Genomic DNA, 24,619 nt, shown 5'->3' on the forward strand with positions numbered 1-24,619 from the left:
CAACTACGCCGCCGCCAACGCCTTCCTCGACGCCCTCGCCCACCACCGCCACACCCACCACCAACCCGCCACCTCCCTCGCCTGGGGCTGGTGGGGACAAAACTCCGAGATGACGCAGCATCTGGGCGACGCCGATCTCCAGCGGATCGACCGGCTCGGCATCCTGGCCTTCACAGCGCAGGAGGGCATGGAGCTGTTCGATGTGGCGCTGGGGGCGAAGGATCCGGTGCTGGCGCCGGCGAAGTTCGACTTCGAGGCGATGCGGGCGCAGTTGGAGCCCGGGCACATGCCGCTGATGTTCCGCGGTCTGCTGCGGGTGGCCCGGCCGTCCGCCCATGGCGGCAAGGACGGTGCGAGTCGGCTCATGGAGGATCTGGCGGCCATGTCCGCCGAGGAGCGGGAGGGGACCCTGCTCGACCTGGTGCTGCGTGACGCGGCGGCGGTGCTGGGCTTCGCCGAGGGGGACGAACTGGGCCCGGAGACCGTGCTGTTCGACATCGGGTACGACTCGCTGACCGCGGTGGAGCTGAGGAACCGGCTGTCGGCGCTGACCGGGCTGCGCATCCCGCCGGGGTTCGTCTTCGAGTACCCCACCCCGCAGCTGATCGTCGAGGAGCTGTGCGCCCTCATGGACGGCACCTCGACCGCGGCCGCCTGAGGTCCGCGGTGGTCCGCCGCGGCGGACCGGAACAGAGAAGAAGGAGAGCGAACGTGTTCGACAAAGAGCGGTATCTGGAGCACATCGGGTTCAGCGGCACCCCCGACGCCACTTTGGCGACCCTGCGGGAGCTGCACCGCAAGCACCAGTTGACGCTGTACTACGACAACGGCTACGTCCAGACGACGAACTTCCTGGACTTCGACCTGGACGCGCTGTTCGAGACGATCGTCGTGGGGCGGCGGGGCGGTATCTGCACCGACCTGAACTTCCTGTTCGACCGGCTGCTGAGGGAGCTGGGCTTCGAGGTGAAGCTGCTGGCCGCGGGCATCCTGCTGCCCTCCGGCAAGTGGGGGCCCGATGTCGAGCACGCGGTGATGGTGGTGACCCTGGACGGCGAGGACTGGCTGGTGGACGTCGGCAACGGCGGTGTCTGCATCCTGGATCCGCTGCCCTTCTCGGGGGAGACCGTGGAGCAGGAGGGGATCGGGTTCCGGCTGGTCCGCGAGGGCGAGTACCACATCCTCCAGTACCGGACGCGGAACAAGGACTGGCGGATCGCGTACCGGTTCACGATGCGGGTCCACGAGATGTCCGCGTGGAGCATCCTTTCCGAGCTCAACACCCTTCACAAGGACGTCCTGGTCCGCCGTCGCAGGCGGGTCACGGACCGCGGCCAGATCATGCTCACCGCCAATTACGTCGTGACCATCGAGGACGGCGTGGAGCGTCCGAGCCTGGTCCGCGACCCGGCGGAGCTGGAGAAGCTCGTCGCCGAGCACTGGGGCTGAGGGGGGCGTGCCCGGCATCGGCCGGGCGTGCCGGGTTCCTCGTTGTGACCGGGTTCTCCGACCGGGTTCGTGACCAGGTTTGTGGCCATGTTTGACCAGTTGTGACCATCAGATTAGGGGCTTCAGGGAAATGGTTCAGTCTTCGCGCGGCTCGGTCGTCCAGGACGGCTCCGGCATACCGTCGGCCGTCCCGTCGGTGCCGAAGCCGGGTCCGGTCGAGGTGACCGCGAATGATCCGCGCTACGCCGACTTCCAGATGCGCGGCTACAACCGTCGTTTCATCGGTGCGCCCGAGAGCGTGGTCGTCGTGCACGACACCGGGCAGGTGGTGGACGTCGTGGCCGCCGCGGTCCGGGACGGCCGGCGTATCGCGGTGCGCAGCGGGGGGCACTGCGCGGAGGGTCTCGTCGACGATCCGGCCGTACAGGTCGTCGTCGACCTCTCGCGCCTGGACGCGGTGTACTACGACCCGCGGATGCGGGCCTTCGCGGCGGAGGCCGGGGTGACCCTGGGCCGGCTGTACGAGGTTCTGGACCTGGGCTGGGGGGTCACCCTGCCCGGTGGCACCTGCCCGGAGGTGGGCCTGGGCGGCCATGTGACAGGGGGTGGCAACGGTGTGCTGTCCCGGCTGTACGGCCATATCTCCGACCATCTGTTCGCCGTCGAGGTCGTGGTCGTCGACGAGGACGGTACGGCCCGGTCCGTGATCGCGACGCGGGAGGAGGACGATCCGCACCGCGATCTGTGGTGGGCGCACACCGGGGGCGGCGGGGGGAACTTCGGCGTCGTCACCCGGTTCTGGTTCCGTGACCCGGACGCCGAGGGCGACGACCCCGCGGCGCTGCTGCCGCGACGGCCGACCCGCTATGTGGCCGCCCAGGTGGGGTGGGAGTGGTCGAAGTTCGACGAGGAGTCCTTCTCCCTGTTCCTGCGGAACTTCATGGGCTGGTGCGAGCGCAACAGCGCGCCGGGCACGCCGACGGCCGCGCTGCACGGGGAGATCGCGGTGCTTCAGCAGTCGGCCGGAACCATGATCCTGATGGGCCGTCTGGACCCCTCGCTGCCCGGCAGCGAGGAGGTGCTGGAGGCGTACCTGAGCGAGGTGACGGCCGGCCTGCCGGAGCCGTCGTTCACGGTCAGGCAGGACGAGCCCTGGCTGTACAAGGTGGTGAACGTGCCGGACGCCGCCGAGGCGTTCGGCCTGGAGTCGTCGAAGCTGCGCACGAAGATCAAGGCCGCGTATCTGCGCAGGCCGTTGCGTGACGAGCAGCTGAAGACGGTCTTCCGGTGCCTGACGGACGGGTCGTACGGCCATCCCGCCTCCGGGATCATGATCACCACCTGGGGTGGCCGGATGAACGTGCCGGACCCCTCGGACACCGCGCTCCCGCAGCGGGACTCCGTGATGCAGATGTCGGTGGTCACCTCCTGGAACGACCCGGCGGAGGACGACAAGCACCTGGCGTGGATCCGGGCGTTCTACGCCGACCTGTTCGCCGGGACGGGCGGGGTGCCGGTGTCCGACGAGTGGACCGACGGGTCGTACATCAACTGGCCCGACCCCGATCTCGCCGACCCGGCCCTGAACACCTCCGGTGTGCCCTGGTCGACTCTCTACTACGGCGACAACTACGCCCGGTTGCAGCGGATCAAGGCGCACTGGGATCCGCGGAACGTCTTCTCGCACGCGCTCTCCATCGAGCGGCCGTAACCAGGACCCGGAGGCCGCCGCGGCGCTTTTCCCGCGCGGCGGCCCGGCACGGACGAGGGCAGGGGAATCGGGAGTGATGAACGCATCCGTGGACGCGGAGCCGGTGGCGGGCCGGGAGGCGGGGCAGCCGGTCCTGCCGTCCCCGCGCGCCCGCGACGCCGCACGGGACCGCGGGACGGCGCCGGCCGTCGTCGCCGCGGAGTGCGAGTCGCTGCGTCGCCGTACGGCGGCCGTGGCCCGCGGGGAGGCGCTCCTGGTCCTGGCGGGCGGCCACGTCCCGGAGCCCCTGGCCGAGGCGTCGGTCACCGACCGGCTGGCCGTGCTGTCACGGATGGCGCTCGTGCTGGGCTACGCCGCCGGGCTGCCGGTCGTCAAGGTCGGCTGGACGGTGGGGGGTTCGGCGGGGCAGGCCGGGTCCGGGGGCGGTCCGGGCGGGCCCGGGGCGCGGGCGGCTCGCGAGCGGGCGGCGGTGGCGATGAATCTCGTACGCGCCTGCTCGGCGGGCGAGTTCACGGACGGGCATCAGGTGCGGGCCTGGCTGCGAGAGGTCGCCGGCGAGCCGGGGGGCGGGGCGCGGCGTGCGCTGGCGGCCGAGATCGACCGTGCTCTCGCTTTCCTGGGGGCGTGCGGGGTCGACACCCGCGGGCTCGGGGCAGGCGACTGCTTCGTGGCGTACGAGGCCGGTGTCCCGGAGGGTGCGGCGTCCCGTTCCGCGGCGGGTCGCCTGTGCCGTTCGTATGCGGCCGACGGGCATCTGCTGTGGGCGGGCGGGGTGCCGGACGGGCGTCTCGCCCGGGTCGGCAACTCGCTGGCGGTCGCTATCGATCCGGTCGCCGACCTCGACCGGGTGCCGGGGCTGCTGGACCGCCTCGACCCACGCCGTGAGCCCGGACGGCTGACGTTGGTGGTGCGGTCGGGTGCGGACCGGATCCACGACACCCTGCCGGCGCTGGTGGAGAAGGTCGCGGCCGAGGGCGCGGACGTGTGCTGGGTGAGTGACCCGCCGGCCGACGGCGGCCGTCCGGGGCCGCGCTCGCGGGTGCACGACGAGGTGAGCGGCTTCGTGGCGGTCCATCGGGCGCTGGGCACCCACCCGGGCGGCGTCCGTGTCGACGTCGGCGCCGTCGGCGCCGCCCGCTGTCTCGAAGTGGCGTTCGCGCTGGCCGACGCCTACCGCGGGCACCCGCCGCCGGTTCCCCGACGGGACCCGACCGCGGGGCCCGTCGTCATCGAGCACCGGAACAACTCGCAACGTACGAAGGGAAACGGGGGCGAACACATGCCGAAGACGGAGTCGGGGCGGGCAGTCACCGACGACACGAAACGGTCCCTGCTGCGCCACATGCTGGTGGCCAGAGGGGTCGACGAGGAGGCGCGTCAGCTCCAGAAGCAGGGTGCGCTCGATCTGTGGCTGTCGTGCCAGGGCCAGGAGGCGGCGCAGGTGGGGTCCGCCCTGGCGGTGGGGGCCGGTCCCGCGATCTTCCCCAGTTACCGTGAGCACGCCGTCGCCCTGGTCCGGGGCGTGGCACCGGAGGAGCTGCTCGCGCAGTGGGCCGGCCGGACGTACTGCGGCTGGGATCCATGGCTGCGGGGGTTCTTCCCCTACACGTTGGTGCTGGCGGCCCAGACGCTGCACGGCGTCGGCTACTCGATCGGGCGGCGGCTGCGGGGCCAGGACGATTTCGTCGTGGTGTACGTCGGCGACGGCGCGACCAGTGAGGGCGACATGTCGGAGGCCATGAACCTGGCCGCCGTCGAGTCCGCCGCCGTGCTGTTCATCTGCCAGAACAACGGCTGGGCGATCTCCAAGCCCGCCGCCGAGCAGATGCGCACCTCGGTGGCCGAGCGGGCCCGCGGCTTCGGCATCGAGGCGTCGCTGATCCCAGGTCAGGACCCCGACCTGGTCTACGCCGAGTGCGCACGGGCCGCCGCTCAGGTGCGCGAGGCGAAGGCGCCGTACCTGATCGAGATGAAGGTGGGGCGCGTCAACGGCCATTCGACGTCGGACGCCCAGGAGCTGTACCGCGGCCGCGAGGACATCGAGCGGACCGCGGCGGCCGACCCGGTGGTGGCCTACGTGGAACGGCTGACGGGGGCGGGCGTGGTGGATTCCGAGTGGCTTCGCACGGTCGACGCGGACGTGCGGGAGATACGGCAGCAGCTGATGAAGAGGTACACGTGATGAGCCCGGGACGGCCCGCGAGCCTTGCGGAGACGATCAACGCGACCCTTGCCGATCTGCTGGAGCACGACCCGAGGGTGGTCCTGATCGGGGAGGACATCGGGCGTCTGGGGGGCGTGTTCCGGGTCACCCGGGGCCTCCAGCAGCGCTTCGGCAAGGACCGGGTGCGCGACTCGGTGCTGGCGGAGTCCACGATCATCGGCCAGGCCGTCGGCATGGCCATCAGCGGTCTGGTTCCCGTCTGCGAGATCCAGTTCGACGGCTTCGTCTATCCGGCGGTCAACCAGTTGGTGACGCAGGCGGCCCGGATCGGCCATCGCTGGAACGGGCAGGTCGAGCCGAGCCTGGTGGTGCGGATTCCGTCCGGCGGCGGGGTCCGCGGGGTCGAGCACCACAGCGAGTCCAACGAGGCGCTGTTCGCCCGGGCGCCGGGCATCTCGGTCGCGTGCCCGTCCACGGGCGACGACGCGGACCAGATCCTGCGGCACGCGATGGGACTCGGTTCCCCCGTGGTGATGTACGAGCCCATCCGGCTGTACTGGCGGCGGAACCTGCCCGCGAGGAGCACCGAGCCGGCGTCGGCGCCGACCGCGGCCCGGGTCGTGCGGCGGGGCTCGGACGTGACCGTGGCCACCTTCGGGGCCGTCACCAACGAGGTGCTGGAGGCCGCGCAGGCGCTCAGCCCCGACGTGGACGTCGAGGTGGTGGACCTGCGCTGGGTGGCTCCCTTCGATCTGGACACGGTGCTGACGTCCGTCGCCCGCACCGGGCGGCTGCTGATCGTGCACGAGGCCGCGAAGTACGCGGGCATCGGCGGGGAGGTGGCGGCATCGGTGGCCGAGGACGGATTCCACCTGCTCAAGGGCCCGGTCCGGCGGCTGGCCCCGGACCGCCGCGCCTATCCGCCGGCCGACTTCGAGGACGACTACCTGATCAGCGTGCGACAGATCATGAACGAGGTTCTGGAGATGACGAAATGAGCGCCGAGCACGTCGACATGCACGTTCCCTCCTTCGGACACGGGCTCGGTGAGGCGTTGCTCGTCGAGTGGGTCGCCGGTGTCGGTGACCGTGTCGAACGGGGAGATGTGATCGCCGTCGTCGAGACCGACAAGGCGAGCACGGAGATCGTGGCCGAGCGCGACGGCCGTATCGCCGAGCGGTCGGCGGCCACCGGCACGATCCTCAAGTCCGGTGACGTTCTCTACCGGTTGACGGCCGACTAGGGCCCGTCCGCGCACCCCTCCACAAGCCACCCCGGATCCGGGAAGTACAGGAAGAGAGACATGAACGACATCGAACGCCGCATCACCGACGTCATGCTGGCCAAGCTCCAGGTGCGCGACCCGTCGCTGACCCGCGAGGACCTCGACCGGCCGGTGGCCGACCTCGATCTCGACTCGCTGGACGTCGTCGAGCTGACCCAGCTGCTGGAGCGGGAGCTGCGCGTCAAGGCCGACCTGAAGGAGACGGCGGGCTTCGCCTTCCTGCACGAGTTCAGCGCCTACTTCGTCACCCTGGCGAAGGCATGAGCGCGGGCATAGTCGGCCTCCACGCCGCCAAGTCGGGCGATGTGGTGGACAATTCACACTTCGAGTCGATCGGCCTGACCGACGAGTGGATCAGGCGGCGCAGCGGTATCGCCTCGCGCACCTGGTTCCCGGACGGGGCGGAGCTCGCCGACGTGGCGGCCGAGGCTTGCGCGCCGCTCGTCGGCCGGGCCGGTGACCCGTCGGCCATCGGTGCCCTGATCGTCGTCAGCACCTCCGTGCGGCAGCGCGTCCCGGCGATCGCCCAGAAGGTGGCGGAACTCGCCGGTCTGCCGTCCTCGGTGCTGGCGTTCGACATGAACGCGGCCTGCTGCGGCTTCGTCTACGGGCTCGTCAACGGGCTGTCCCTGATCGACGCCGGGCAGACGAGGTCGGCCCTGGTGTGCACGGTCGAGGCCATGTCGAGGATGGTGGACCGCTCGGACCGGCAGACCGCGTGTCTGTTCGCGGACGGCGCCGCAGCGGTCCTGCTGGAGGACCGCGCGGAGTTCCCTCGGTTCGTGCACGTCGCCGGGGGCGACGGCGGCCGGGAACAGCTCATGCGGGAGACCGACGCCGGCGGCATCCATCTCGACGGGGCGCAGGTGTACGACCGCGCGGTGCGCCGTATGTCGGACACGGCGCGGCAGCTGTTCGCCCATGATCCGGCGCCTTCCGTCCTGGTCGGCCATCAGGCGAACGGACGCATCCTGGAGCAGATCCGGACCTTCACCTCGGAGCTCGGGGTGCCGTTCGTGAACCGGATCGAGCATTTCGGCAACACCTCGTCCGCCTCGATCCCGCTGGCCCTCGCCGACGAGCTGAGCACGGGATCACTGTCCGCCGAGGGCCGTCTGGGGGCCGTCGCCTACGGCGCCGGCGAGGCGTGGGGCGGTGTCTCGGTGAGCTACCGGATACCGGCCGCCGCCTGACCGGCCGGCGGCACAGCAGCACAGCAAGATCGCACATGACCACAGGAGGTTGTCATCTACTCGCCAGACGCCTGGGTGCTTCACTCTGGTTCGGTGGCCGGCGCGCAGGCCGGCCAGGCGGCCGCACTGCGACGTGGCCCGTTCACCTTCGGCCCGCTGGAGGAGGGTGAGGCCCTGGTGGAGCCGATCCTCGGCTCCTGGGAGGCCAACATCGACCACGCGCTGGCACGTTCGCCCATCGACGTGTGCAGCAGCCGCGGCGAGGACGCCGTGGTCCTCGGCAACCTGGGCGTGGTGCGCGTTCTCCAGGTCAACACCGCCGGCCGGGATGCCGCGGTCCGCGAGGGCGACCTGTGCCTGCTCCTGCCGTTCGGCCTGCTCGACCGCTACGGCTACGCCGAGCTGGCGTACGCCTACGACGCCCCGCACACCATCGGGCTGCTGGCGAAGCGGTCGAAGATGGACGTGCGCCTGCTGCTGCCGATCCCGGCGGACACGTCCTACACGCTGCCCCAGTGGGCCACGTACGGCAGGTATTTCACGGCCTGGGACAACTGGCACAAGGCGCTCGGCTGCTGGCGGACCCAGGTGGGCGACGACGATCCCGCCGAGCACCTGGTGTTCGGCTGGGGCGGGGGCGTGGCGTTCGCCGAGCTGCTGCTGGCCAAACGCGCGGGGTTCCGGGTGGCGATGACCGCGGGCTCCGACGAACGTCTCGCGTTCCTGCGGGAGAACGGCATCGAGCCCGTGGACCGCCGTCTCTTCCCCGACCTCTCCCTGTCCCCACGGCAGGCGGGCGCGGACCGCGAACGTCTCGCCCGCCACCGCGGCTCCCTCGCCGACTTCCTCAAACTGACCGACGAGCTCAGCGACGGCCGCGGGGTCGCGATCTTCGTGGACAACATCGGCGAGCCCCTGTACGAGGCGACCGTGAAGTCCCTCGCCCGCGAAGGCGTCATCACCACCTGCGGCTGGAAGGCGGGCATGCGCCTGTCCCACCTGCGAGGCGCCGAGTGCATCAGCCGCCACATCCACGTCAACACCCATGTCTGGCGGCTGCCCGACTCCGCGGAGATCCGGGACTTCCAGGAGGCCAGCGGCTGGATGGCCCCGAACGGTTCGACCACGCTGTACGACTTCGATCAGGTGCCGCAGCTGGCCGAGGACTACGCGCAGGGGAGGATCGGATCGTACTTCCCGCTGTATAGCGTCAATCCGCTCTAGGGGCAGGGTGCCGGTGAGTCCTGGTGCGGTCACCCCGGACGTGCAGTCCTCATGGAGCTGTCGCGCACCAGGTTAACTTCCCGAAAACTCATCGGACTTGACGGGAAAATCTGCGAGGTTGTCATTGACATGCCAGCGTCTACGCGCGTCATCATGGGGGGCATGAGATTCCCCCCACGAATCACCCGTATCGGCGCCGCAGCCGCCGTCCTGTCCGCCCTCCTCGTCGGCGGCACCGTCACCGCCACGCCGGCGGCCGCCGCGGTCGGCAGCATCTGCTACAGCGATCTGCCCTCCCAGGCACACGACACGCTCGACCTGATCGAGCAGGGCGGCCCCTTCCCGTTCGAGCAGGACGGCACGGTCTTCCAGAACCGGGAAGGCATCCTGCCCGGCCAGTCGTCCGGGTACTACCACGAGTACACGGTCATCACGCCTGGTTCCGACACGCGCGGAGCTCGCCGCATCGTCACCGGCGAGGAGAACCAGGAGGACTACTACACGGCCGACCACTACGAGTCCTTCGACCTGGTCAACTACGGCTGCTGAGTCCCCGACCCGAGGTCGCCACCACGGAACGGCGCGACCAGCTGGAGGTCCGGTCCACGTTCAGCCGGACCTCCGGCTCCCGGCTCCTCGCCCCGCGTACCCCCCACAGATCTCGGACGCGGGGTGAGGCGAATTACGCGCGCAACGCCGAACGGCTGGTCAGGCATCTTCCGGGAGTGCGAACGAGCCGTACTGGGGGCTGCCCGCCAGGTCGTACGAGTTGATGGCGACGCCGGTGCTGGTGACGCTGCCGCCGGTGTGCCGGAACGCGGTGGGCGCGGCCCCCTCCGTGAACAGCCGGTGGCCCGTGCCGAGCACGACCGGGAAGGTCAGCAGGTGCAGGGTGTCGACGAGGCCGAGGTCCAGCAGCGACCTGACGAGGGCGCCGCTGCCGTGCACCTGGAGCTCGCCGTCGGTGCGCTCCTTGAGGGCCGTGACCTCCTTGGCCAGATCGCCGCCGAGCACGGTGGTGCCGGCCCACTCGGGGTCCGCCAGGGTCGAGGAGGGGACGTACTTCGGCAACGCGTTCAGCTTCGAGGCGACCGGGTCCCCGGGGTCGGTCACCTTGGGCCAGTACGCCGCGAAGATGTCGTACGTACGGCGTCCGAGGAGGAAGGCGCCCGGGCGCCCGAAGACGTCGTTGATGAACTGGCCGAAGTCGTCGTCGGCGTACGGAAAGCTCCAGCCGCCGTGCTCGAAGCCGCCGCGGGTGTCCTCCTCCGGACCGCCGGGCGCCTGGTAGACACCGTCGAGCGTGACGAAGAGGGTGGAGACGAGCTTGCCCATGAGAGGTGCCTCTTTTCCGGGGTGGGTCTGTTGTCATCACCTCAGACCCCACCGGCACCCGCAACTCATCGCCGGGACTTCCGCCGGGTTGCACCCTCGGATCTCGGTGTCCGTCCGCCGCCAGCACTTCCGCTCGCGCGGCGCTGGGATGGACGCATGACAACCACTTACGGACCCACGACAGGCACTGCCGCAAGCACGACTGACACGCGCGGACCCCTGCACGGCAAGGTGGCCCTGGTCACCGGTGGCAGTCGCGGCATCGGCGCGGCGACGGCACTGCGGCTCGCGCGGGAGGGCGCGGACGTCGCCGTGACCCACGTGAACGGCAAGGAGGCGGCCGAGGAGGTCGTACGGGCCGTGGAGGCGCTGGGCCGGCGGGCCGTGGCCCTGCGGGCGGACTCCGCGGACGCGGACGAGGCGGCAGGCGCGGTGGAACGTACCGCGGAGGCGCTCGGCGGCCTGGACGTGCTGGTGAACAACGCCGGTATCGGCGTTCTGGGCCCGTTGGACGGCCTGACGCTCGGGGACGTGGACCGCGTCCTCGCGGTGAACGTCCGGGGCGTCTTCCTGGCCTCCCAGGCGGCGGCCTCCCGGATGACCGAGGGCGGCAGGATCATCACGATCGGCAGCTGCATGGCCCAGCGGGTGCCGGGCCCCGGCGGAACCCTCTACGCGACCAGCAAGTCGGCCCTGACCGGCCTGACGAAGGCCCTGGCGCGTGAACTGGGCCCGCGCGGCATCACGGCGAACATCGTCCACCCCGGCCCCGTCGACACCGACATGAACCCGGCGGACGGCCCGTACGCGGCCGGTCAGGCGGCGATGACCGCGCTGGGGCGCTTCGGTACGGCCGACGAGGTGGCGTCGACGGTCGCGTACCTGGCCGTGGCGGACTACGTCACGGGCGCCGAGTTCGCGGTGGACGGCGGGCACGCCGCGTAGGCCTCCGGCGGTCGAGCCGACTCACGGTGCGGGTACCTGGGAGTGACCGTCCCTGGGGCTACCGGTCCCAGGCCCCCGCTTCGGCCCTGAAGGGGCCGTGCCCCTCAAACGCCGGACAGGCTGAATGATGCCGACCGGCGTTTGAGGGGCACGGCCCCTTCCGCTCTCAGCCGCCCAGCTCCTGATGCCGTGCCGCCAGAGCCGCCGCTCCCTGCTCCGTCAGCGAGCCGTGCAGCCGCAGGCGGGAGATGCCGCCGTCCGGGAAGATGTCCACGCGTGCGTGCGTGCCCACCGCAGGGGTCGGCAGGACGAAGCGGTGGTTGGTGTCGGGCTGCAGGCGGGTGCGCGGGAGGATCTCGGTCCACTCGCCGTCCTCGCCGTCCTTCACCGACACCGACGCCCAGCCCGCGCTGTTGCCCTTGAGGTACGCCGTGTCGATCTCGACCGCCCGGATCTGGGACTGCGCCACCAGCTGGTAGCGGATCCAGTCGTTGCCCTGGTCCCGGCGTCGACGCGTCTCCCAGCCGTCGTCCATCTTGCGGGAGCGGCCCGGCTGGATGGTGTTCGTGGCGGGCGAGTAGAAGAGGTTGGAGGCGTCCTCGGCCCGGCCGCCGTTCTCCAGGGCGACCACGTCGAAGGTGCCCAGCACCGACAGCCACGCGGGGTCGGGTACGACCTCGCCGTACACGCGCAGGCGCGCGATGCCGCCGTCGGGGTGCTGGTTGACCCGCAGGTGGGTGAAGCGCTGCTCGACGGCGATGGCGAAACCATTCGCCGCATGCCCGCCGACCGGCGTGCGCGGCACCAACGTCGTCCACTTCACGTCGTCCGCGAGCAGTTCCTCCGGCGACGGAGAGCCCGGCACGGACGCGCCCTCGACGGACACGGCCTGCGGGTAGTTGCCTCGGAAGTGGGCCGTGTCGACGACGATCCCGCGGATCACCCCGGGCGCGCCGAGGCGGACCAGCGCCCAGTCGTGGTCCTCGGCCGTCGGCCACGGGTGCTCGGCGGAGGCACCGCGCCGCCGGCGCGTCTCCCAGCCGTCCATGATCTTGCCCTTGTGCCCGAAGTGCTCGGGGTCGAACTCGGCCGGCTCGGGCACCAGCAGGTTCTCGCGCTGGGCGAAGAACTCGTCGTTGGCGGCGATGACACCGGCGCCCAGCCGACGGTCGGCGAGGTTGGCGTACTGGGTGAAGGGGAAGTCGGCGGTGCGGTAGTCCGCGTACGGGTCGCCGCCTCCATAGGGGTTCGCGTCGCCGGTGAAGCTCGGTATCGCCGTCACGGTGGTGGTTCTGCCTTTCTGGAGTCGGCCGGTGCGGGTGCGGGTGGGTCAGTGGGCGGCGCGGGTGAGCAGCTGCCCCTTCGGGTCGGTGAACTCGCCGGCCGCGACGATGCGTTGGCCGCGCAGCCAGGTGGACTTCACGACGCCGTGCAGGGTCTTGCCCGCGTACGCCGTCACGCGGTTGCGGTGCTGGAGCGCGGCCGGGTCCACGGTGAAGGTCTCGTCGGGCGCGAGGACGGCGAAGTCGGCGTCCCGGCCCGCCGCGATGGCGCCCTTGCGGTCGTCGAGCCCGACCAGTTCGGCCGTCCGCGCGGACATCCAGCGGACCACGTCCTCCAGGCCGTGCCCGCGCTTGCGGGCCTCCGTCCACACGGCCGCGAGGCTCAGCTGGAGTCCGGAGATGCCGCCCCAGGCCGTGGCGAAGTCGTCGGTCTTCAGGTCGGCCGTGGACGGCGAGTGGTCGGTCACCACGCAGTCGATCGTGCCGTCGGCCAGCGCCTGCCACAGCAGGTCCTGGTTGGCGGACTCGCGGATCGGCGGGCAGCACTTGAACTCGCTGGCGCCGTCGGGGACTTCCTCGGCGGTGAGCGTCAGATAGTGCGGGCAGGTCTCGACGGTGATCCGTACGCCTTCCCGCTTGGCCTCGGCGATCAGCGGCAGCGCGTCGCTGGACGAGAGGTGCAGGACGTGCACGCGCGCGTGGAGGCGTTTCGCCTGGGCGATCAACTGGGCGATCGCCGTGTCCTCCGCGTCGCGCGGGCGCGAGGCCAGGAAGTCGGCGTACTTGGGGCCGCCCTGTTGCGGGGCGGCGTCGAGGTGGTGGGGGTCCTCGGCGTGCACGATCAGCAGTCCGCCGAAGGAGGTGATCTCGGCCAGGGACTGGGCGAGCCGGTCCTGGTCGAGGTGCGGGAACTCGTCCACGCCGGACGGCGACAGGAAGGCCTTGAAGCCGAAGACGCCGGACTCGTGCAGCGGGCGCAGGTCCTTGACGTTGTCGGGCAGGGCGCCGCCCCAGAAGCCGACGTCGATGTGGGCCTTCTCGCGGGCCACGTCCTGCTTGGTACGCAGGTTGTCGACCGTCGTGGTGGGCGGGAGGGAGTTGAGCGGCATGTCGACGAGGGTGGTGATGCCGCCGGCCGCCGCGGCGCGGGTGGCGGTCCAGAAGCCCTCCCACTCGGTGCGGCCCGGGTCGTTGACGTGCACGTGCGTGTCGACCAGGCCGGGCAGCAGGACGTCGTCGCCGAGGTCCTCCAGCCGGGCGCCGGACGGGACTTCGGCGTCGTGGCCGAGTACGGCCGTGATCCTTCCGGCGGAGACCAGGACCGAGGCGGCCCGTGTCCCCTCCGGGGTGATGACTCGCGTCGAGCGCAGCACCAGTTCAGCGTCGGACACCCGGACCCCTCTCTGCCGCCCTTGACTTCCGTGGAGCGGAATTCAACTTTCTGTTGAAGGAGTCTTCACTCCCGTTCGTGCGCCGTCAAGGGCACACTTCTCCACAGTGCACCCACCCCATACTCTCTGTACGTTTCCACAAAGTGGAATTACAATTTCGGCAAGCAGAACGTAGCTACGCACAAGCGGGGAGTCAACCGACTGGCGGGTAGGCTTCTGCCCTTCCCACCGGTCCCGAAAGGAACGCGCCGTGCCGACGTCCAACGCCAGCACCACCGACCCCGCCAAAGCCAGCAACGGTGGCGGTGTCCAGTCCCTCGAGCGCGCCTTCGACCTGCTGGAGCGGATGGCGGACGCAGGCGGCGAGGTCGGCCTGAGCGAGCTGTCCGCGAGCAGCGGGCTGCCGCTGCCCACCATCCACCGCCTCATGCGGACGCTCGTGGTGTGCGGATACGTACGCCAGCAGCCCAACCGCCGCTACGCCCTCGGCCCGCGCCTGATCCGCCTCGGCGAGTCCGCGTCCCGGCTGCTGGGCACCTGGGCCCGTCCCTACCTGGCCCGGCTGGTCGAGGAGACCGGCGAGACCGCGAACATGGCGCTGCTCGACGGCGACGAGATCGTCTACGTCGCCCAGGTGCCGTCCAAGCACTCGATGCGCATGTTCACCGAGGTGGGCCGGCGGGTGCTCCCGCACTCCACGGGGGTCGGCAAGGCGCTGCTCGCGAACACCCCGGACCACGAGGTGCGCGCGCTGCTGTCCCGCACCGGCATGCCCGCCGCGACGGAGAAGACGATCACCACGCCGGAGGGCTTCCTGGCCGCCCTGGAGGACGTGCGCCGGGCCGGCTACGCGGTCGACGACAACGAGCAGGAGATCGGCGTCCGCTGCCTCGCCGTCTCGGTGCCCGACTCCCCCACCGCCGCCGCCATCTCGATCTCGGGCCCCGCGGGCCGCGTCACGGAGGCCGCGACGGACAAGATCGTGCCCGTCCTCCAGCAGGTGGCCTCGGAGCTGTCGGAGGCACTGGCGAGCTCGGGGCCGGCGGCCTAGGCCTGCCGTCCCGGCGAGACCCGGGCCGGTCCGCACCGGACGCGATGCGGACCCGCCGGGCCTAGCCTGGGAGCAGGGGGACCGGTAGCGGATCGAGGTGTCCACCATGCTGCAGGAGAGCAAGCACTGGTCCTCGGGGAAGTGGCAGGTCAAAGAGGGCAAGGCCGACGAGTTCGTCGACCGTTGGCGGGAGTTCCTCACCTGGACCAAGGAGGCGAACGAGGGGTTCCTCGGGGCGCGTCTGATCCGGGACCTCCGGAACCCGGACTCCTTCGTGTCCTTCGCCGCCTGGCGGGACCTCGACTCGATGCGGGCCTGGCAGGGTTCCGCCGAGTTCGGCAAACGCTTCGACGCCGTCCACGCCCTGTGCGAGGACATGCAGAGCGGCGGCTACGAACTGGTCGCCGACATCTGACCGGGCCCGGACGGCGAGTCAGCGGCCCGGTGGTTCCCCGAACAGGTCCACCGCGTTGCGTACGTCCGACAGTCCCCGGGCCAGCGCGCTCACGGACCCGATCGCCCCGGCGATCAACAGCAACGACCGGCGCAGACGCGGGACTTCGGGGGCGCCGTCGATCGTCATCGCGGCGAGCGCGGCGAGTTCGTCCTCGGCGATTCCGCGGTCGGAGAACTCGGCCGGATGCGCGGCGAGTTCGCGGCGCAGGCGGGCCACCGCCGTCCGCAGTTCCACCACCCTCACGTCCTCGTCGCTGCCCGTCACCGGCCTCTGCCCCAAGCTCCGCAACAAAGCACTCCCCCTCGCACGCCGTTGTGCGCCAGCAGTACGTATCCCCCCGCGAGCCCCCCTGACGGTGGTCGGGCGCCGGGGACGCGGGTCAGTAAACGCCACCGATGCCGGGCGCGCCACCGTGCGGACCGAAATTCAGCCCAAGGAGACCGGGCGTCCTTGCGGGCGTCAGGTATGCAGTACCCATGACGGAGAAACAAGCCCCCCTCGTCGCCGGTCTGCTGCTCGCCGCCGGAGGTGGACGACGGCTCGGCGGACGCCCCAAGGCACTGCTCCGGCATCGCGGCCGGCCCCTCGTCGAGCACGCCGTCGGGGTGCTGCGCACGGCCGGCTGCACCCGCGTGCACGTGGTGCTGGGCGCGCGGGCCGCCGCCGTACGGGAGCGGGCCGAGCTCGGTGACTGCGTCCTGGTGGAGAACCCGGACTGGGCCGAGGGGATGGGCTCCTCGCTGCGCGCCGGACTCGACTCGCTCGCCGGTACGGGGGCGAGGGCGGCGCTCGTCTCGCTCGTCGACCAGCCCGGCATCGGACCGGAGGCGGTCGCACGCGTCCTCGCCGCCTACGAGGACGAGACGTCGCTCGTCGCGGCCGCCTACGACGGCGTACGCGGCCATCCCGTGCTCTTCGGCGCCGCCCACTGGGCGGGCATCGCGGCGACTGCGACCGGCGATCGAGGGGCACGCGCCTATCTGAAGGAGCGGGAGGAGGCGATCAGGCTCGTCGAATGCGGGGACGTGGCACGGCCGTACGACATCGACACGGAGGCCGATCTCGCCCACCTTGAGTAAGTGCGGTGGCACCCAGAGCCACGTTGCCTCGACTCAGAGAATCTCGATATCAACAAACGATTGAACTTCCACCATGAGGAAACTAGTATCCACTGTTCAGAAGCGCCCGCCTGCTCCGCGGGCGCCGCTAGCCGTATCCGGGAAGACTGGCACCCGGTGCCAGAAGCTCGACAGCTCGTCCACGTAGCTCGCTGAAGGAAGTGACAGCTCATGTCCGCACCAGCGCCGTCCCCGCTGGCCATCGTCGACGCCGAGCCCCTGCCCCGGCAGGAGGAGGTCCTCACGGACGCGGCCCTCGCCTTCGTGGCCGAGCTGCACCGCCGGTTCACGCCCCGGCGTGACGAACTCCTCGCCCGCCGTGCGGAGCGCCGCGCCGAGATCGCCCGCACCTCCACCCTCGACTTCCTCCCGGAGACCGCCGCGATCCGCGCGGACGACTCCTGGCGGGTGGCCCCGTGCCCGCCCGCGCTCCAGGACCGCCGGGTCGAGATCACCGGCCCCACCGACCGCAAGATGACCATCAACGCCCTCAACTCGGGCGCGAAGATCTGGCTCGCGGACTTCGAGGACGCCTCGGCGCCGACCTGGGAGAACGTCGTCCTGGGTCAGGTCAACCTGGCCGACGCCTACACCCGCAACATCGACTTCACCGACCCGAAGTCCGGCAAGTCGTACGCGCTCAAGGCCGACGAGGAGCTCGCCACGGTCGTCATGCGCCCGCGCGGCTGGCACCTCGACGAGCGTCACCTCCAGGTCGACGGCCGGCCGGTGCCGGGCGCCTTCGTCGACTTCGGCCTGTACTTCTTCCACAACGCCCAGCGCCTGCTCGACCTCGGCAAGGGCCCGTACTTCTACCTCCCGAAGACGGAGTCGCACCTGGAGGCCCGCCTCTGGAACGACGTGTTCGTCTTCGCGCAGGACTACGTCGGCATCCCGCAGGGCACCGTCCGGGCGACCGTCCTGATCGAGACGATCACGGCGGCGTACGAGATGGAGGAGATCCTCTACGAACTCCGCGACCACGCCTCCGGGTTGAACGCCGGCCGCTGGGACTACCTGTTCTCCATCGTCAAGAACTTCCGTGACGGCGGCGCCAAGTTCGTCCTGCCGGACCGCAACGCGGTGACGATGACGGCCCCGTTCATGCGCGCGTACACCGAACTCCTCGTCCGCACCTGCCACAAGCGCGGAGCGCACGCGATCGGCGGCATGGCGGCCTTCATCCCGTCCCGCCGCGACGCCGAGGTCAACAAGGTGGCCTTCGAGAAGGTCCGCGCCGACAAGGACCGCGAGGCGAACGACGGCTTCGACGGCTCCTGGGTCGCCCACCCCGACCTGGTCCCGATCGCCATGGAGTCCTTCGACAAGGTCCTCGGCGACAAGCCGAACCAGAAGGACCGCCTCCGCGAGGACGTCCACGTCGAGGCGGCCGACCTGATCGCCGTCGACTCGCTGGACGCCAAGCCGACGTACCCGGGCCTGGTCAACGCCGTCCAGGTCGGCATCCGCTACATCGAGGCCTGGCTGCGCGGCCTCGGCGCGGTCGCCATCTTCAACCTCATGGAGGACGCGGCCACCGCCGAGATCTCCCGCTCCCAGATCTGGCAGTGGATCAACGCGGGCGTCGAGTTCGAGAACGGCGAGAAGGCCACCCCGGAGCTGGCCCGCAAGGTCGCCGCCGAGGAACTGGCGAACATCCGCGCCGAGATCGGCGAGGACGCCTTCGCGGCCGGCCACTGGCAGCAGGCCCACGACCTGCTCCTGGAGGTCTCCCTCGACGAGAACTACGCGGACTTCCTGACGCTGCCGGCGTACGAGCAGCTCAAGGGCTGAGCCCGCAGAGCCGACAGGCTCTCAGGAAGCCGGTGTGTCCGAGTGGCCCAGGGGCTTTCCCGGGGCCACTCGGTCGCGTACGACCCTCTTCACCGCCGTGGGCTCGGGGAAACCCTGCTCACGGCGGTCCCATACGACCTCGTCGTCGACGCGGACGACGAAGACGCCGCCCTTGCCGGGCTTCAGCGCCAGCTCGGTCAGCTCCGCCTCGAAGGTCGTGAGCAGTTCCTGTGCCAGCCAGGCCGCGCGGGGCAGCCAGCGGCACTGGGTGCAGTACTCGATCTCGACCCGGCCCGACCCGCCCGAAGAAGCCTCCGTCATTGCAGGTGCACCGACCAATCCTGTTCCGCGGCCGGCTTGCCGTGCAGGTCGGGGACCCGCTGCAGCCACTTGGGCCGGCCTTGCTGTGTCCTCGCCGCCCGGAGGGCCTCCTCGGCGGCGAGTTCCTCCCGGCTGGGGAAGTCCGTGGGCAGCCACTGCCGCGAGGCGCGCACGCGCGCGTGGAGGTAGGTCACGTAGGCCGCACGTGCCTCGCCGGGCGAGTCGAAGTCGGTGAGCCAGGCGTCCGGCACCTCCGCGAGGATCTCGCGCAGCAGTTCCTCCGTCACCTTGGGCGCCAGTTCCGCGTCGGCGGCGCGCACGTCGGGCCCGTAGTGGCCGAGGGCGTGGTGGCGGAAGTCGTACGCCTTCTGCGGATCCGAGCCGTCCCAGCGGTGATGGAAGACGAGCGCGGCCCCGTGGTCGATCAGCCACAGGCGGGGCGGCACGGTGCCGAGCGTCGGCCAGACCATCAGGTTGGAGCTGTGGACCGTACGGTCGACGTTCGCGGTCAGGGCGTCCAGCCAGACGATCCGGCCGGCCTCCAGCGGGTCCACCCGGAAGACCTTGGCGACCTCCGGGGTGAAGTCCCGCGCGCCCGGCAGATAGTCCATGCCGAGATTGACCCCGGCGCTGGACGCGTGCAGGTCCCGCACCTCCTGGTGGGGCTCGCCGTCCGCGATCGCCGGGTCGAAGTGGACCAGGACCAGCTCGGGGAAGCGCAGCCCGAGAGCGCGGGCCAGCTCCCCGACGATCACCTCGGCGACCAGCGCCTTGCGGCCCTGCGCGGAGCCGGTGAACTTGACGACATAGGTGCCCAGGTCGTCGGCCTCGACGACGCCGGGGACGGAGCCGCCGGAGCGCAGGGGCTCGATGTAGCGGGTTGCGGCAACCTCTCTCAGCATTTCCTCAGGCCATCCACTTCATTGACCTTGCAATCCATGGCCGGCCTCGGGAGCACGGGGGAACCGCCCGTCATCAGCCCAGGGGAGAATCTGGGGAGTTCCGACTGACATACAGATCACCCTGCCTTCCCCAGCAGTCCGTCGATGGCCGTCCACCCCTTGCTTCCGGCCTCCGGCATGAAGTGTGCATAGTAACCGGGGGTGATCGCCGGCGAGGAGTGCCCAAGCCACCGCGCCACGGGCACTACGGACTCTCCCGCCTTGAGCGTGATCGAGCCATAGGCGTGCCGCAGCACGTGGAAGCCGTCCTTCGGAACCGCCCTCACCCCTCCCCGAGTCAGCCGCTTCCCTGCTGAACTACTGGCTGTTCCCCGGACGCCGGGCGGGCCAGCCCTTCCGCCCCGACCACCTTCCGCACTCCTCAACGAGATCGGCGCGCCCGGCGGCGCAGCCTGACGAGCGTCAGCCCCGACACGCACAGCGCGTTGGCGTAGATCCTCGCGCACTCCATCGGCCCGAGGCTGCTTTCTGTTCAGCGAGAACGGCTCCCGCGGCAAGTACCACCAATTCATCCGGCGTGCTCCAGGGAGGCGGCGCCTTCCGGTGCCGTCCGCGACCTGGTATCCGGTCGCACTGTCCAGGAGCGTACGCGGCAAGCGAGTGTTCGCGACCGCCTTCGCCGGAGAGCGCATCGCGCTCTACCACGGGGAGAGCGGTACCGTCCACGCACTGGAGGACCGGTGTGCCCAGCGTCAATTGCCGCTGAGCATGGCGGCCGTGGAGGGCCAGACCCTGCGCTGCGGCTATCACGCGTGGGTCTGTCGCGGCGACGGCCGCCTCTCCGTCCCCAGGCTGCCGTGTGCGGTATCCCCCAGGGCGGCCACGCGCCGGCACCCGGCCAACACTCCGCGGGACCGGCCACCCCCGATGACCCGAACGCCTCCGCAGCGCCTCCGCGCGGGTGAATGGGCTCCAGCGAGTCCCATTCATTGTGCGAATTCACCGGCGAAACGACAGACTCGGCAGCCTCGCGAGTGGTGGTCGATGACGCCGACATCACACAGAACCCAGGGCCTGGGGATGGGCGTCGCGGTCTGCGCCCGCCACGCGTGTGCGCTTCTGCCGTGCGGCCGTGCATCAGTCCATGAGTCGGCCCTGGGTGTGAAGTCAGTGCTTCTGAGGGATCTTGTGTTCTGGCGCGGCCAGACACGCGGAGCAGTCGGGGTTGTGGCAGGGGCCGGGGCCCCACACGGGCACGAAGATCCCGAGGGTCTTGTGCCGCCCTTTGATGATCATGTCCACGCTGCGCTTGCAGACCGGGCAGGCAAGCGTCCGTCGTGGGCTCGTCTCATGCTCGGTTTTACTCATTCTTTAACAATAGGCTGCTTTGCGTTAAAAAGGAGCTGTCTGCCCAATTTCGTCACGGTGTGGCACGGCCGGGGGGATCGCCCCGCCGTTCTGACCCGGCCTGTGGATCGCCGTCGGGTCGCGGCCCACTGGCCGCCGTATCCGGCAGCGGGGCCGGCTTCTCCTCCTGGGGGACGGGAGGAAGCGGGGCGGGGCGCCGCAGGCTGAGTACGACAGATGCGGCCAGGACGACGACGATGACCGCGAGGCTGACCGGCGAGGGGATTTCCGGGATGTCGTGGCTGATCATCTTGTGCGACGCCTGGAGGATGAGCTTAAGGCCGATGAAGGCCAGGATGATCGCGAGGCCCCTGTTCAGGTAGTGGAAGCGGTCCAGCAAGCCCGCCAGCATGAAGTACAGGGCGCGCAGGCCCAGGATGGCGAACGCGTTGCTGGTGTAGACGATGAATGCGTCGTCGCTGACGGCCAGGACAGCGGGCACGCTGTCGACAGCGAAGATCAGGTCGGCTGCCTCGATCGCCGCCACCACCGCCAGGAGTGGGGTGGCCACGCGCTTGCCGGCCTCCTTGACGAAGAACTTCATGCCTGCGTACTCGTCCCGGACGGGGACGAACTTGCGGAGCAGGCGCAGGGCGAGGCTCTTGCCCGGGTCGAAGGTCTCCTCGTCGCCCTTGAGGAGTTTGTAGGTGCTGTAGAAGAGGATCGCGGCGAAGGCGAACAGCACCGCGGTGAAGCGGCTGACGACGGCGACACCGAGGGAGAGGAAGATCCCGCGGAAGACCAGGGCGCCCATCACGCCGAAGAACAGGACCCGGTGCTGGTAGGCGCGGGGCACCTTGAAGTAGGCGAAGATCACCGCGAAGACGAAGAGGTTGTCCACCGACAGACTCTTCTCCAGCAGCCACGCGGTGGTGTACTCGGTGCCGGCCGTCGTGCCGAGAACGAGGAAGACGACAAAGGCGAAAACCAGAGCGAGACCCACCCACAAGCCGCTCCAGGCAGCGGCCTCCTTGAAGCCGATGACGTGCGCGGTGCGGTGGGCCAGCAAGTCGACCGCCAGCGACACCACCACGGTCGCGGCGAACGCTCCCCACAGCCAGAGCGGGGCCTCAGGCACACCCGTCACCCTCTCCGCGTCCCACGCCGAATCCGCAGACCCTTACAGAGAAGTCTCCGGCATCTCACCGCACTGAGCGACCCAGGACGTTCAGCACGGCGACCGGGAGCCCGACGTTCCCCCGCGACCCGAGCCCCTTGGCCCTGCCGAAGTCGCCCCGGGCTCGGGCTGCCGCTACTGGGCCGTTCCGTTCGGCTCGCCTTGCTGACCGGATGACGATGACGCCGCGGTGATCCAAAAGAGGCACCCTACGCGTCGTACCCAGGTCGTCGGCCTACACGACGCCGGGGCGAGGACCCCCGCAGCGCAGGGGTCCGATCCAGCAACCACGCCCTGACGGTCTTACGGAGTGATGACGTACCGGGCGGGCCACAGGGGCCCGGCGCCGTCGCGGATCTAGCGTGGCCGTATGCGTGTACTGGTCACCGGCGGTGCCGGATTCATCGGGTCCCATGTCGTCGAGGCGCTCACGGCCCACGGGCACGAGCCGGTCGTGTACGACGTCCGGGCGGACCCCGGCGCCGATGTGCGGGACCCGGCGGCGGTCGCCCGCGCGCTGGCCGGTGTCGACGCCGTGTGCCACCAGGCGGCGATGGTCGGGCTCGGCAACGGGGTCGCCGACGCGGCGGAGTACGTCTCGCACAACGACCTGGGCACCGCCGTGCTGCTCGCCGCGATGGCGGAGGCGGGCGTTCGGTGTCTTGTGCTGGCCGGGTCGATGGTCGTGTACGGGGAGGGGCGGTACACGTGCGGGCGGCACGGGGTGGTGCGGCCGGGGCCGCGGGCCGCCCGCGACCTGGAGGCCGGCCGGTTCGAGCCGGCGTGCCCGGTGTGCGGGCAGGAGCTGTCCCCCGGGCTGGTCGGGGAGGACGCCCCCGCCGATCCACGGAACGTGTACGCGACGACCAAGCTCGCACAGGAGCACCTGGCCGCCGCCTGGGCCCGGTCGACGGGCGGCTCGGCGGTGTCGCTGCGCTACCACAACGTGTACGGGCCCCACATGCCCCGCGACACCCCGTACGCCGGTGTCGCGTCCTTCTTCCGGTCCGCGCTCGCCCGGGGCGAGGCTCCGCGCGTCTTCGAGGACGGCCGTCAGCGCCGGGACTTCGTGCATGTGCGGGACGTGGCCGCCGCCAACGTGGCCGCGCTGGAGGCCGGGACGTCGGACGGGGTGCTGACGGCGTACAACACCGGCAGCGGTGAGCCGCACACCGTGGGCGAGATGGCCCGTGCGCTGGCCGCGGCCTGCGGGGGTCCCGAGCCCGTCGTCACCGGCGAGTACCGGCTGGGAGACGTCCGGCACATCACCGCGGACTCGGCCCGGCTGCGGGCCGAGTTCGGCTGGCGGCCCCAGGTCGGGTTCGAGGAGGGCATGCGGGAGTTCGCCGAGGAGTGACCTCACGCCCGGGCCGTGGGCAGGATCACCTCGAAGCGGCAGCCGCCGGGAATGTTGCGTACGGTGGCCCGCCCGTGGTGGGCCTCCACGATGCCCCGCACGATGGCGAGGCCGAGCCCCGCGCCCGCCGGGGGCGTACGGGCGTGCGTGCCTCGCCAGCCGGTGTCGAAGACCCGCGGCAGGTCCTCCTCGGGGATGCCGCCGCAGCCGTCGGTCACGGACACGACCACGCCGTCGGGCGAGCGCTCGGCGGCAACCGCGACCGTGCCGTCGGCCGGGGTGCGGCGGATGGCGTTGACCAGGAGGTTGCCCAGGACGCGGCTCATCTCCTTGCCGTCGACCTCGACCGGGACGGCGTCCACGTCGTCGCCGACCAGTCGTACGCCGTGCTCGCGGGCGAGCGGGTCCGCGCCCGCGAGGGCGTCGCCGACCAGGTCGTACAGGGAGATCCTGGCGGGGTTGAGGGGCAGGGTTCCGGCGTGGATGCGGGAGAGTTCGAAGAGGTCGCCGACCATGTCGTTGAGGCGTTCGACCTCGGTGCGGATCTGCCTCAGATAGCGGTCGGGGTCGGCGGCGACCCCGTCCTCCAGCGCCTCGGACATGGCGCGCAGGCCGGCCAGCGGGGTGCGCAGGTCGTGGGAGATCCAGGCGACCAGTTCGCGTCGGGAGGTCTCCAACGCGCGTTCACGGTCGCGGGATTCGGCGAGCTTCGCGCTGGTGGCCGCCAGCTCCCGGCTGAGCGACTCCAGCTCGGCGGTGGCCGGGCCGTCGGGCGCGGAGAAGTCGCCGCCGTCGCCGAACGAGCGGGCGGCGAGGGCAAGTTCGTGGCTGCGGGCGACGACCCAGCGGCCCAGCAGCAGCGCGGTGGCGAGCGAGACCACGGCCGCCATCGCCACCACGGTCGTCACGACGGTGAGGTCGTGCGGCGACAGGAACATCGCCCAGGCGACGGCTAGGGTGCCCGCGAGCACTCCGACCACGCCGACCGCGGCGACCACGGTGAGCGATGCGGTGAGCGAGCGGCGCCGCAGCAGGCGCAGCGCACCGGCTCCGGCCAGGCCGGTGGCGGCGGCACCGGCGAAGGCGTACAGGGCGATGAGGAGGGTGTCGCGCAC

26 protein-coding genes and 1 pseudogene are annotated in these 24,619 nt (G+C 70.8%); 17 read left to right on the top strand and 10 right to left on the bottom strand.

Features of this window, described 5'->3' with window-relative positions; translation table 11 throughout:
- From ADK36_RS08130 to ADK36_RS08175, 10 genes are all read left to right on the top strand, one after another.
- Positions 1-658: beta-ketoacyl reductase (locus ADK36_RS08130; protein ID WP_159391094.1), on the top strand; the 658-nt coding region annotated here is incomplete at its 5' end.
- A gap of 53 nt (positions 659-711) precedes the next feature.
- Entirely contained in the window at positions 712-1,449 is a 738-nt protein-coding gene (locus tag ADK36_RS08135; RefSeq protein ID WP_048582763.1) for an arylamine N-acetyltransferase family protein, read from the top strand.
- 130 nt (positions 1,450-1,579) lie between these two features.
- Positions 1,580-3,160, top strand: coding sequence for an FAD-dependent oxidoreductase (locus ADK36_RS08140; RefSeq protein WP_078942749.1), 1,581 nt, complete (start codon positions 1,580-1,582; stop codon positions 3,158-3,160).
- A gap of 76 nt (positions 3,161-3,236) precedes the next feature.
- The gene (locus tag ADK36_RS45960) at positions 3,237-5,342 is read left to right on the top strand and encodes a thiamine pyrophosphate-dependent enzyme (protein ID WP_078916329.1); all 2,106 of its coding nucleotides are present in this window, start codon (positions 3,237-3,239) and stop codon (positions 5,340-5,342) included.
- The gene (locus ADK36_RS08150) at positions 5,342-6,322 is read left to right on the top strand and encodes an alpha-ketoacid dehydrogenase subunit beta (RefSeq protein WP_048582764.1); all 981 of its coding nucleotides are present in this window, start codon (positions 5,342-5,344) and stop codon (positions 6,320-6,322) included. The genes ADK36_RS45960 and ADK36_RS08150 overlap by 1 nt, the downstream gene beginning before the upstream one ends.
- Positions 6,319-6,567: a lipoyl domain-containing protein gene (locus ADK36_RS08155; RefSeq protein WP_048582765.1), complete on the top strand. Its 249-nt coding sequence runs from the start codon at positions 6,319-6,321 to the stop codon at positions 6,565-6,567. Before ADK36_RS08150 ends, ADK36_RS08155 begins: the two co-directional genes overlap by 4 nt.
- A gap of 60 nt (positions 6,568-6,627) precedes the next feature.
- Complete coding sequence (locus ADK36_RS08160) at positions 6,628-6,873, top strand: phosphopantetheine-binding protein (protein ID WP_053196860.1); 246 nt, start codon at positions 6,628-6,630, stop codon at positions 6,871-6,873.
- Positions 6,870-7,802 (top strand): 3-oxoacyl-ACP synthase III family protein, encoded by a 933-nt coding sequence (locus ADK36_RS08165; RefSeq protein ID WP_053196862.1) that lies wholly within the window; start codon positions 6,870-6,872, stop codon positions 7,800-7,802. Before ADK36_RS08160 ends, ADK36_RS08165 begins: the two co-directional genes overlap by 4 nt.
- Before the next feature lie 93 nt (positions 7,803-7,895).
- Positions 7,896-9,026: a zinc-binding dehydrogenase gene (locus ADK36_RS08170; RefSeq protein WP_234329716.1), complete on the top strand. Its 1,131-nt coding sequence runs from the start codon at positions 7,896-7,898 to the stop codon at positions 9,024-9,026.
- Positions 9,027-9,188: 162 nt separating this feature from the next.
- Positions 9,189-9,575 (top strand): ribonuclease domain-containing protein, encoded by a 387-nt coding sequence (locus ADK36_RS08175; protein ID WP_048582769.1) that lies wholly within the window; start codon positions 9,189-9,191, stop codon positions 9,573-9,575.
- 159 nt (positions 9,576-9,734) lie between these two features.
- Here the strand turns inward: ADK36_RS08175 and ADK36_RS08180 are convergent, their stop codons facing one another.
- On the bottom strand, positions 9,735-10,361 hold the full coding sequence (locus tag ADK36_RS08180; RefSeq protein WP_053196864.1) for a dihydrofolate reductase family protein: 627 nt from the start codon (positions 10,359-10,361) through the stop codon (positions 9,735-9,737).
- A gap of 156 nt (positions 10,362-10,517) precedes the next feature.
- Between ADK36_RS08180 and ADK36_RS08185 the strand changes: the two genes are divergently transcribed.
- Positions 10,518-11,306, top strand: a complete 789-nt coding sequence (locus ADK36_RS08185; RefSeq protein ID WP_078916331.1) for an SDR family oxidoreductase — start codon at positions 10,518-10,520, stop codon at positions 11,304-11,306.
- Positions 11,307-11,472: 166 nt separating this feature from the next.
- Here the strand turns inward: ADK36_RS08185 and alc are convergent, their stop codons facing one another.
- Both alc and allB read right to left on the bottom strand, forming a co-directional pair.
- Entirely contained in the window at positions 11,473-12,588 is a 1,116-nt protein-coding gene (alc, locus tag ADK36_RS08190) for an allantoicase (protein WP_048582771.1), read from the bottom strand.
- A gap of 48 nt (positions 12,589-12,636) precedes the next feature.
- Entirely contained in the window at positions 12,637-13,980 is a 1,344-nt protein-coding gene (gene allB, locus ADK36_RS08195) for an allantoinase AllB (protein WP_053196865.1), read from the bottom strand.
- Between the two features lie 250 nt (positions 13,981-14,230).
- On the opposite strand from allB, the gene ADK36_RS08200 reads away from it, so the two are divergent.
- Both ADK36_RS08200 and ADK36_RS08205 read left to right on the top strand, forming a co-directional pair.
- Positions 14,231-15,031, top strand: coding sequence for an IclR family transcriptional regulator (locus ADK36_RS08200; protein ID WP_048582773.1), 801 nt, complete (start codon positions 14,231-14,233; stop codon positions 15,029-15,031).
- 106 nt (positions 15,032-15,137) lie between these two features.
- Positions 15,138-15,446: an antibiotic biosynthesis monooxygenase family protein gene (locus ADK36_RS08205; RefSeq protein ID WP_053196867.1), complete on the top strand. Its 309-nt coding sequence runs from the start codon at positions 15,138-15,140 to the stop codon at positions 15,444-15,446.
- Positions 15,447-15,464: 18 nt separating this feature from the next.
- On the opposite strand, the gene ADK36_RS08210 is transcribed toward ADK36_RS08205, so the two are convergent.
- On the bottom strand, positions 15,465-15,752 hold the full coding sequence (locus ADK36_RS08210) for a DUF5955 family protein (RefSeq protein ID WP_234329721.1): 288 nt from the start codon (positions 15,750-15,752) through the stop codon (positions 15,465-15,467).
- Between the two features lie 212 nt (positions 15,753-15,964).
- Between ADK36_RS08210 and ADK36_RS08215 the strand changes: the two genes are divergently transcribed.
- Both ADK36_RS08215 and aceB read left to right on the top strand, forming a co-directional pair.
- The gene (locus ADK36_RS08215) at positions 15,965-16,567 is read left to right on the top strand and encodes a nucleotidyltransferase family protein (protein ID WP_048582776.1); all 603 of its coding nucleotides are present in this window, start codon (positions 15,965-15,967) and stop codon (positions 16,565-16,567) included.
- A gap of 210 nt (positions 16,568-16,777) precedes the next feature.
- Positions 16,778-18,400: a malate synthase A gene (gene aceB / locus ADK36_RS08220; protein WP_048582777.1), complete on the top strand. Its 1,623-nt coding sequence runs from the start codon at positions 16,778-16,780 to the stop codon at positions 18,398-18,400.
- A 21-nt stretch (positions 18,401-18,421) separates the two neighbouring features.
- Here the strand turns inward: aceB and ADK36_RS08225 are convergent, their stop codons facing one another.
- The 3 genes from ADK36_RS08225 to ADK36_RS08235 form a co-directional block, all read right to left on the bottom strand.
- The gene (locus ADK36_RS08225) at positions 18,422-18,721 is read right to left on the bottom strand and encodes a SelT/SelW/SelH family protein (RefSeq protein WP_048582778.1); all 300 of its coding nucleotides are present in this window, start codon (positions 18,719-18,721) and stop codon (positions 18,422-18,424) included.
- Complete coding sequence (locus tag ADK36_RS08230; RefSeq protein ID WP_048582779.1) at positions 18,718-19,623, bottom strand: HipA family kinase; 906 nt, start codon at positions 19,621-19,623, stop codon at positions 18,718-18,720. The genes ADK36_RS08225 and ADK36_RS08230 overlap by 4 nt, the downstream gene beginning before the upstream one ends.
- Positions 19,624-19,739: 116 nt before the next feature.
- Positions 19,740-19,949, bottom strand: coding sequence for an integrase (locus ADK36_RS08235; RefSeq protein ID WP_234329717.1), 210 nt, complete (start codon positions 19,947-19,949; stop codon positions 19,740-19,742).
- Between the two features lie 244 nt (positions 19,950-20,193).
- Between ADK36_RS08235 and ADK36_RS45965 the strand changes: the two are divergent.
- Positions 20,194-20,466 (top strand): annotated as a pseudogene (locus ADK36_RS45965) (Rieske 2Fe-2S domain-containing protein); the annotation flags it as partial.
- 324 nt (positions 20,467-20,790) lie between these two features.
- Here ADK36_RS45965 and ADK36_RS45970 read toward each other — a convergent pair.
- Entirely contained in the window at positions 20,791-20,991 is a 201-nt protein-coding gene (locus ADK36_RS45970; protein WP_078916332.1) for a hypothetical protein, read from the bottom strand.
- 52 nt (positions 20,992-21,043) lie between these two features.
- Entirely contained in the window at positions 21,044-22,108 is a 1,065-nt protein-coding gene (locus ADK36_RS08240; RefSeq protein ID WP_048582869.1) for a TerC family protein, read from the bottom strand.
- Positions 22,109-22,517: 409 nt separating this feature from the next.
- Between ADK36_RS08240 and ADK36_RS08245 the strand changes: the two genes are divergently transcribed.
- Positions 22,518-23,504 (top strand): NAD-dependent epimerase/dehydratase family protein, encoded by a 987-nt coding sequence (locus ADK36_RS08245; protein ID WP_048582780.1) that lies wholly within the window; start codon positions 22,518-22,520, stop codon positions 23,502-23,504.
- A gap of 2 nt (positions 23,505-23,506) precedes the next feature.
- Here ADK36_RS08245 and ADK36_RS08250 read toward each other — a convergent pair whose 3' ends face one another.
- Complete coding sequence (locus ADK36_RS08250; protein ID WP_048582781.1) at positions 23,507-24,619, bottom strand: sensor histidine kinase; 1,113 nt, start codon at positions 24,617-24,619, stop codon at positions 23,507-23,509.

The organism is Streptomyces viridochromogenes, from assembly GCF_001270495.1.
Lineage (GTDB): Bacteria > Actinomycetota > Actinomycetes > Streptomycetales > Streptomycetaceae > Streptomyces > Streptomyces viridochromogenes_A.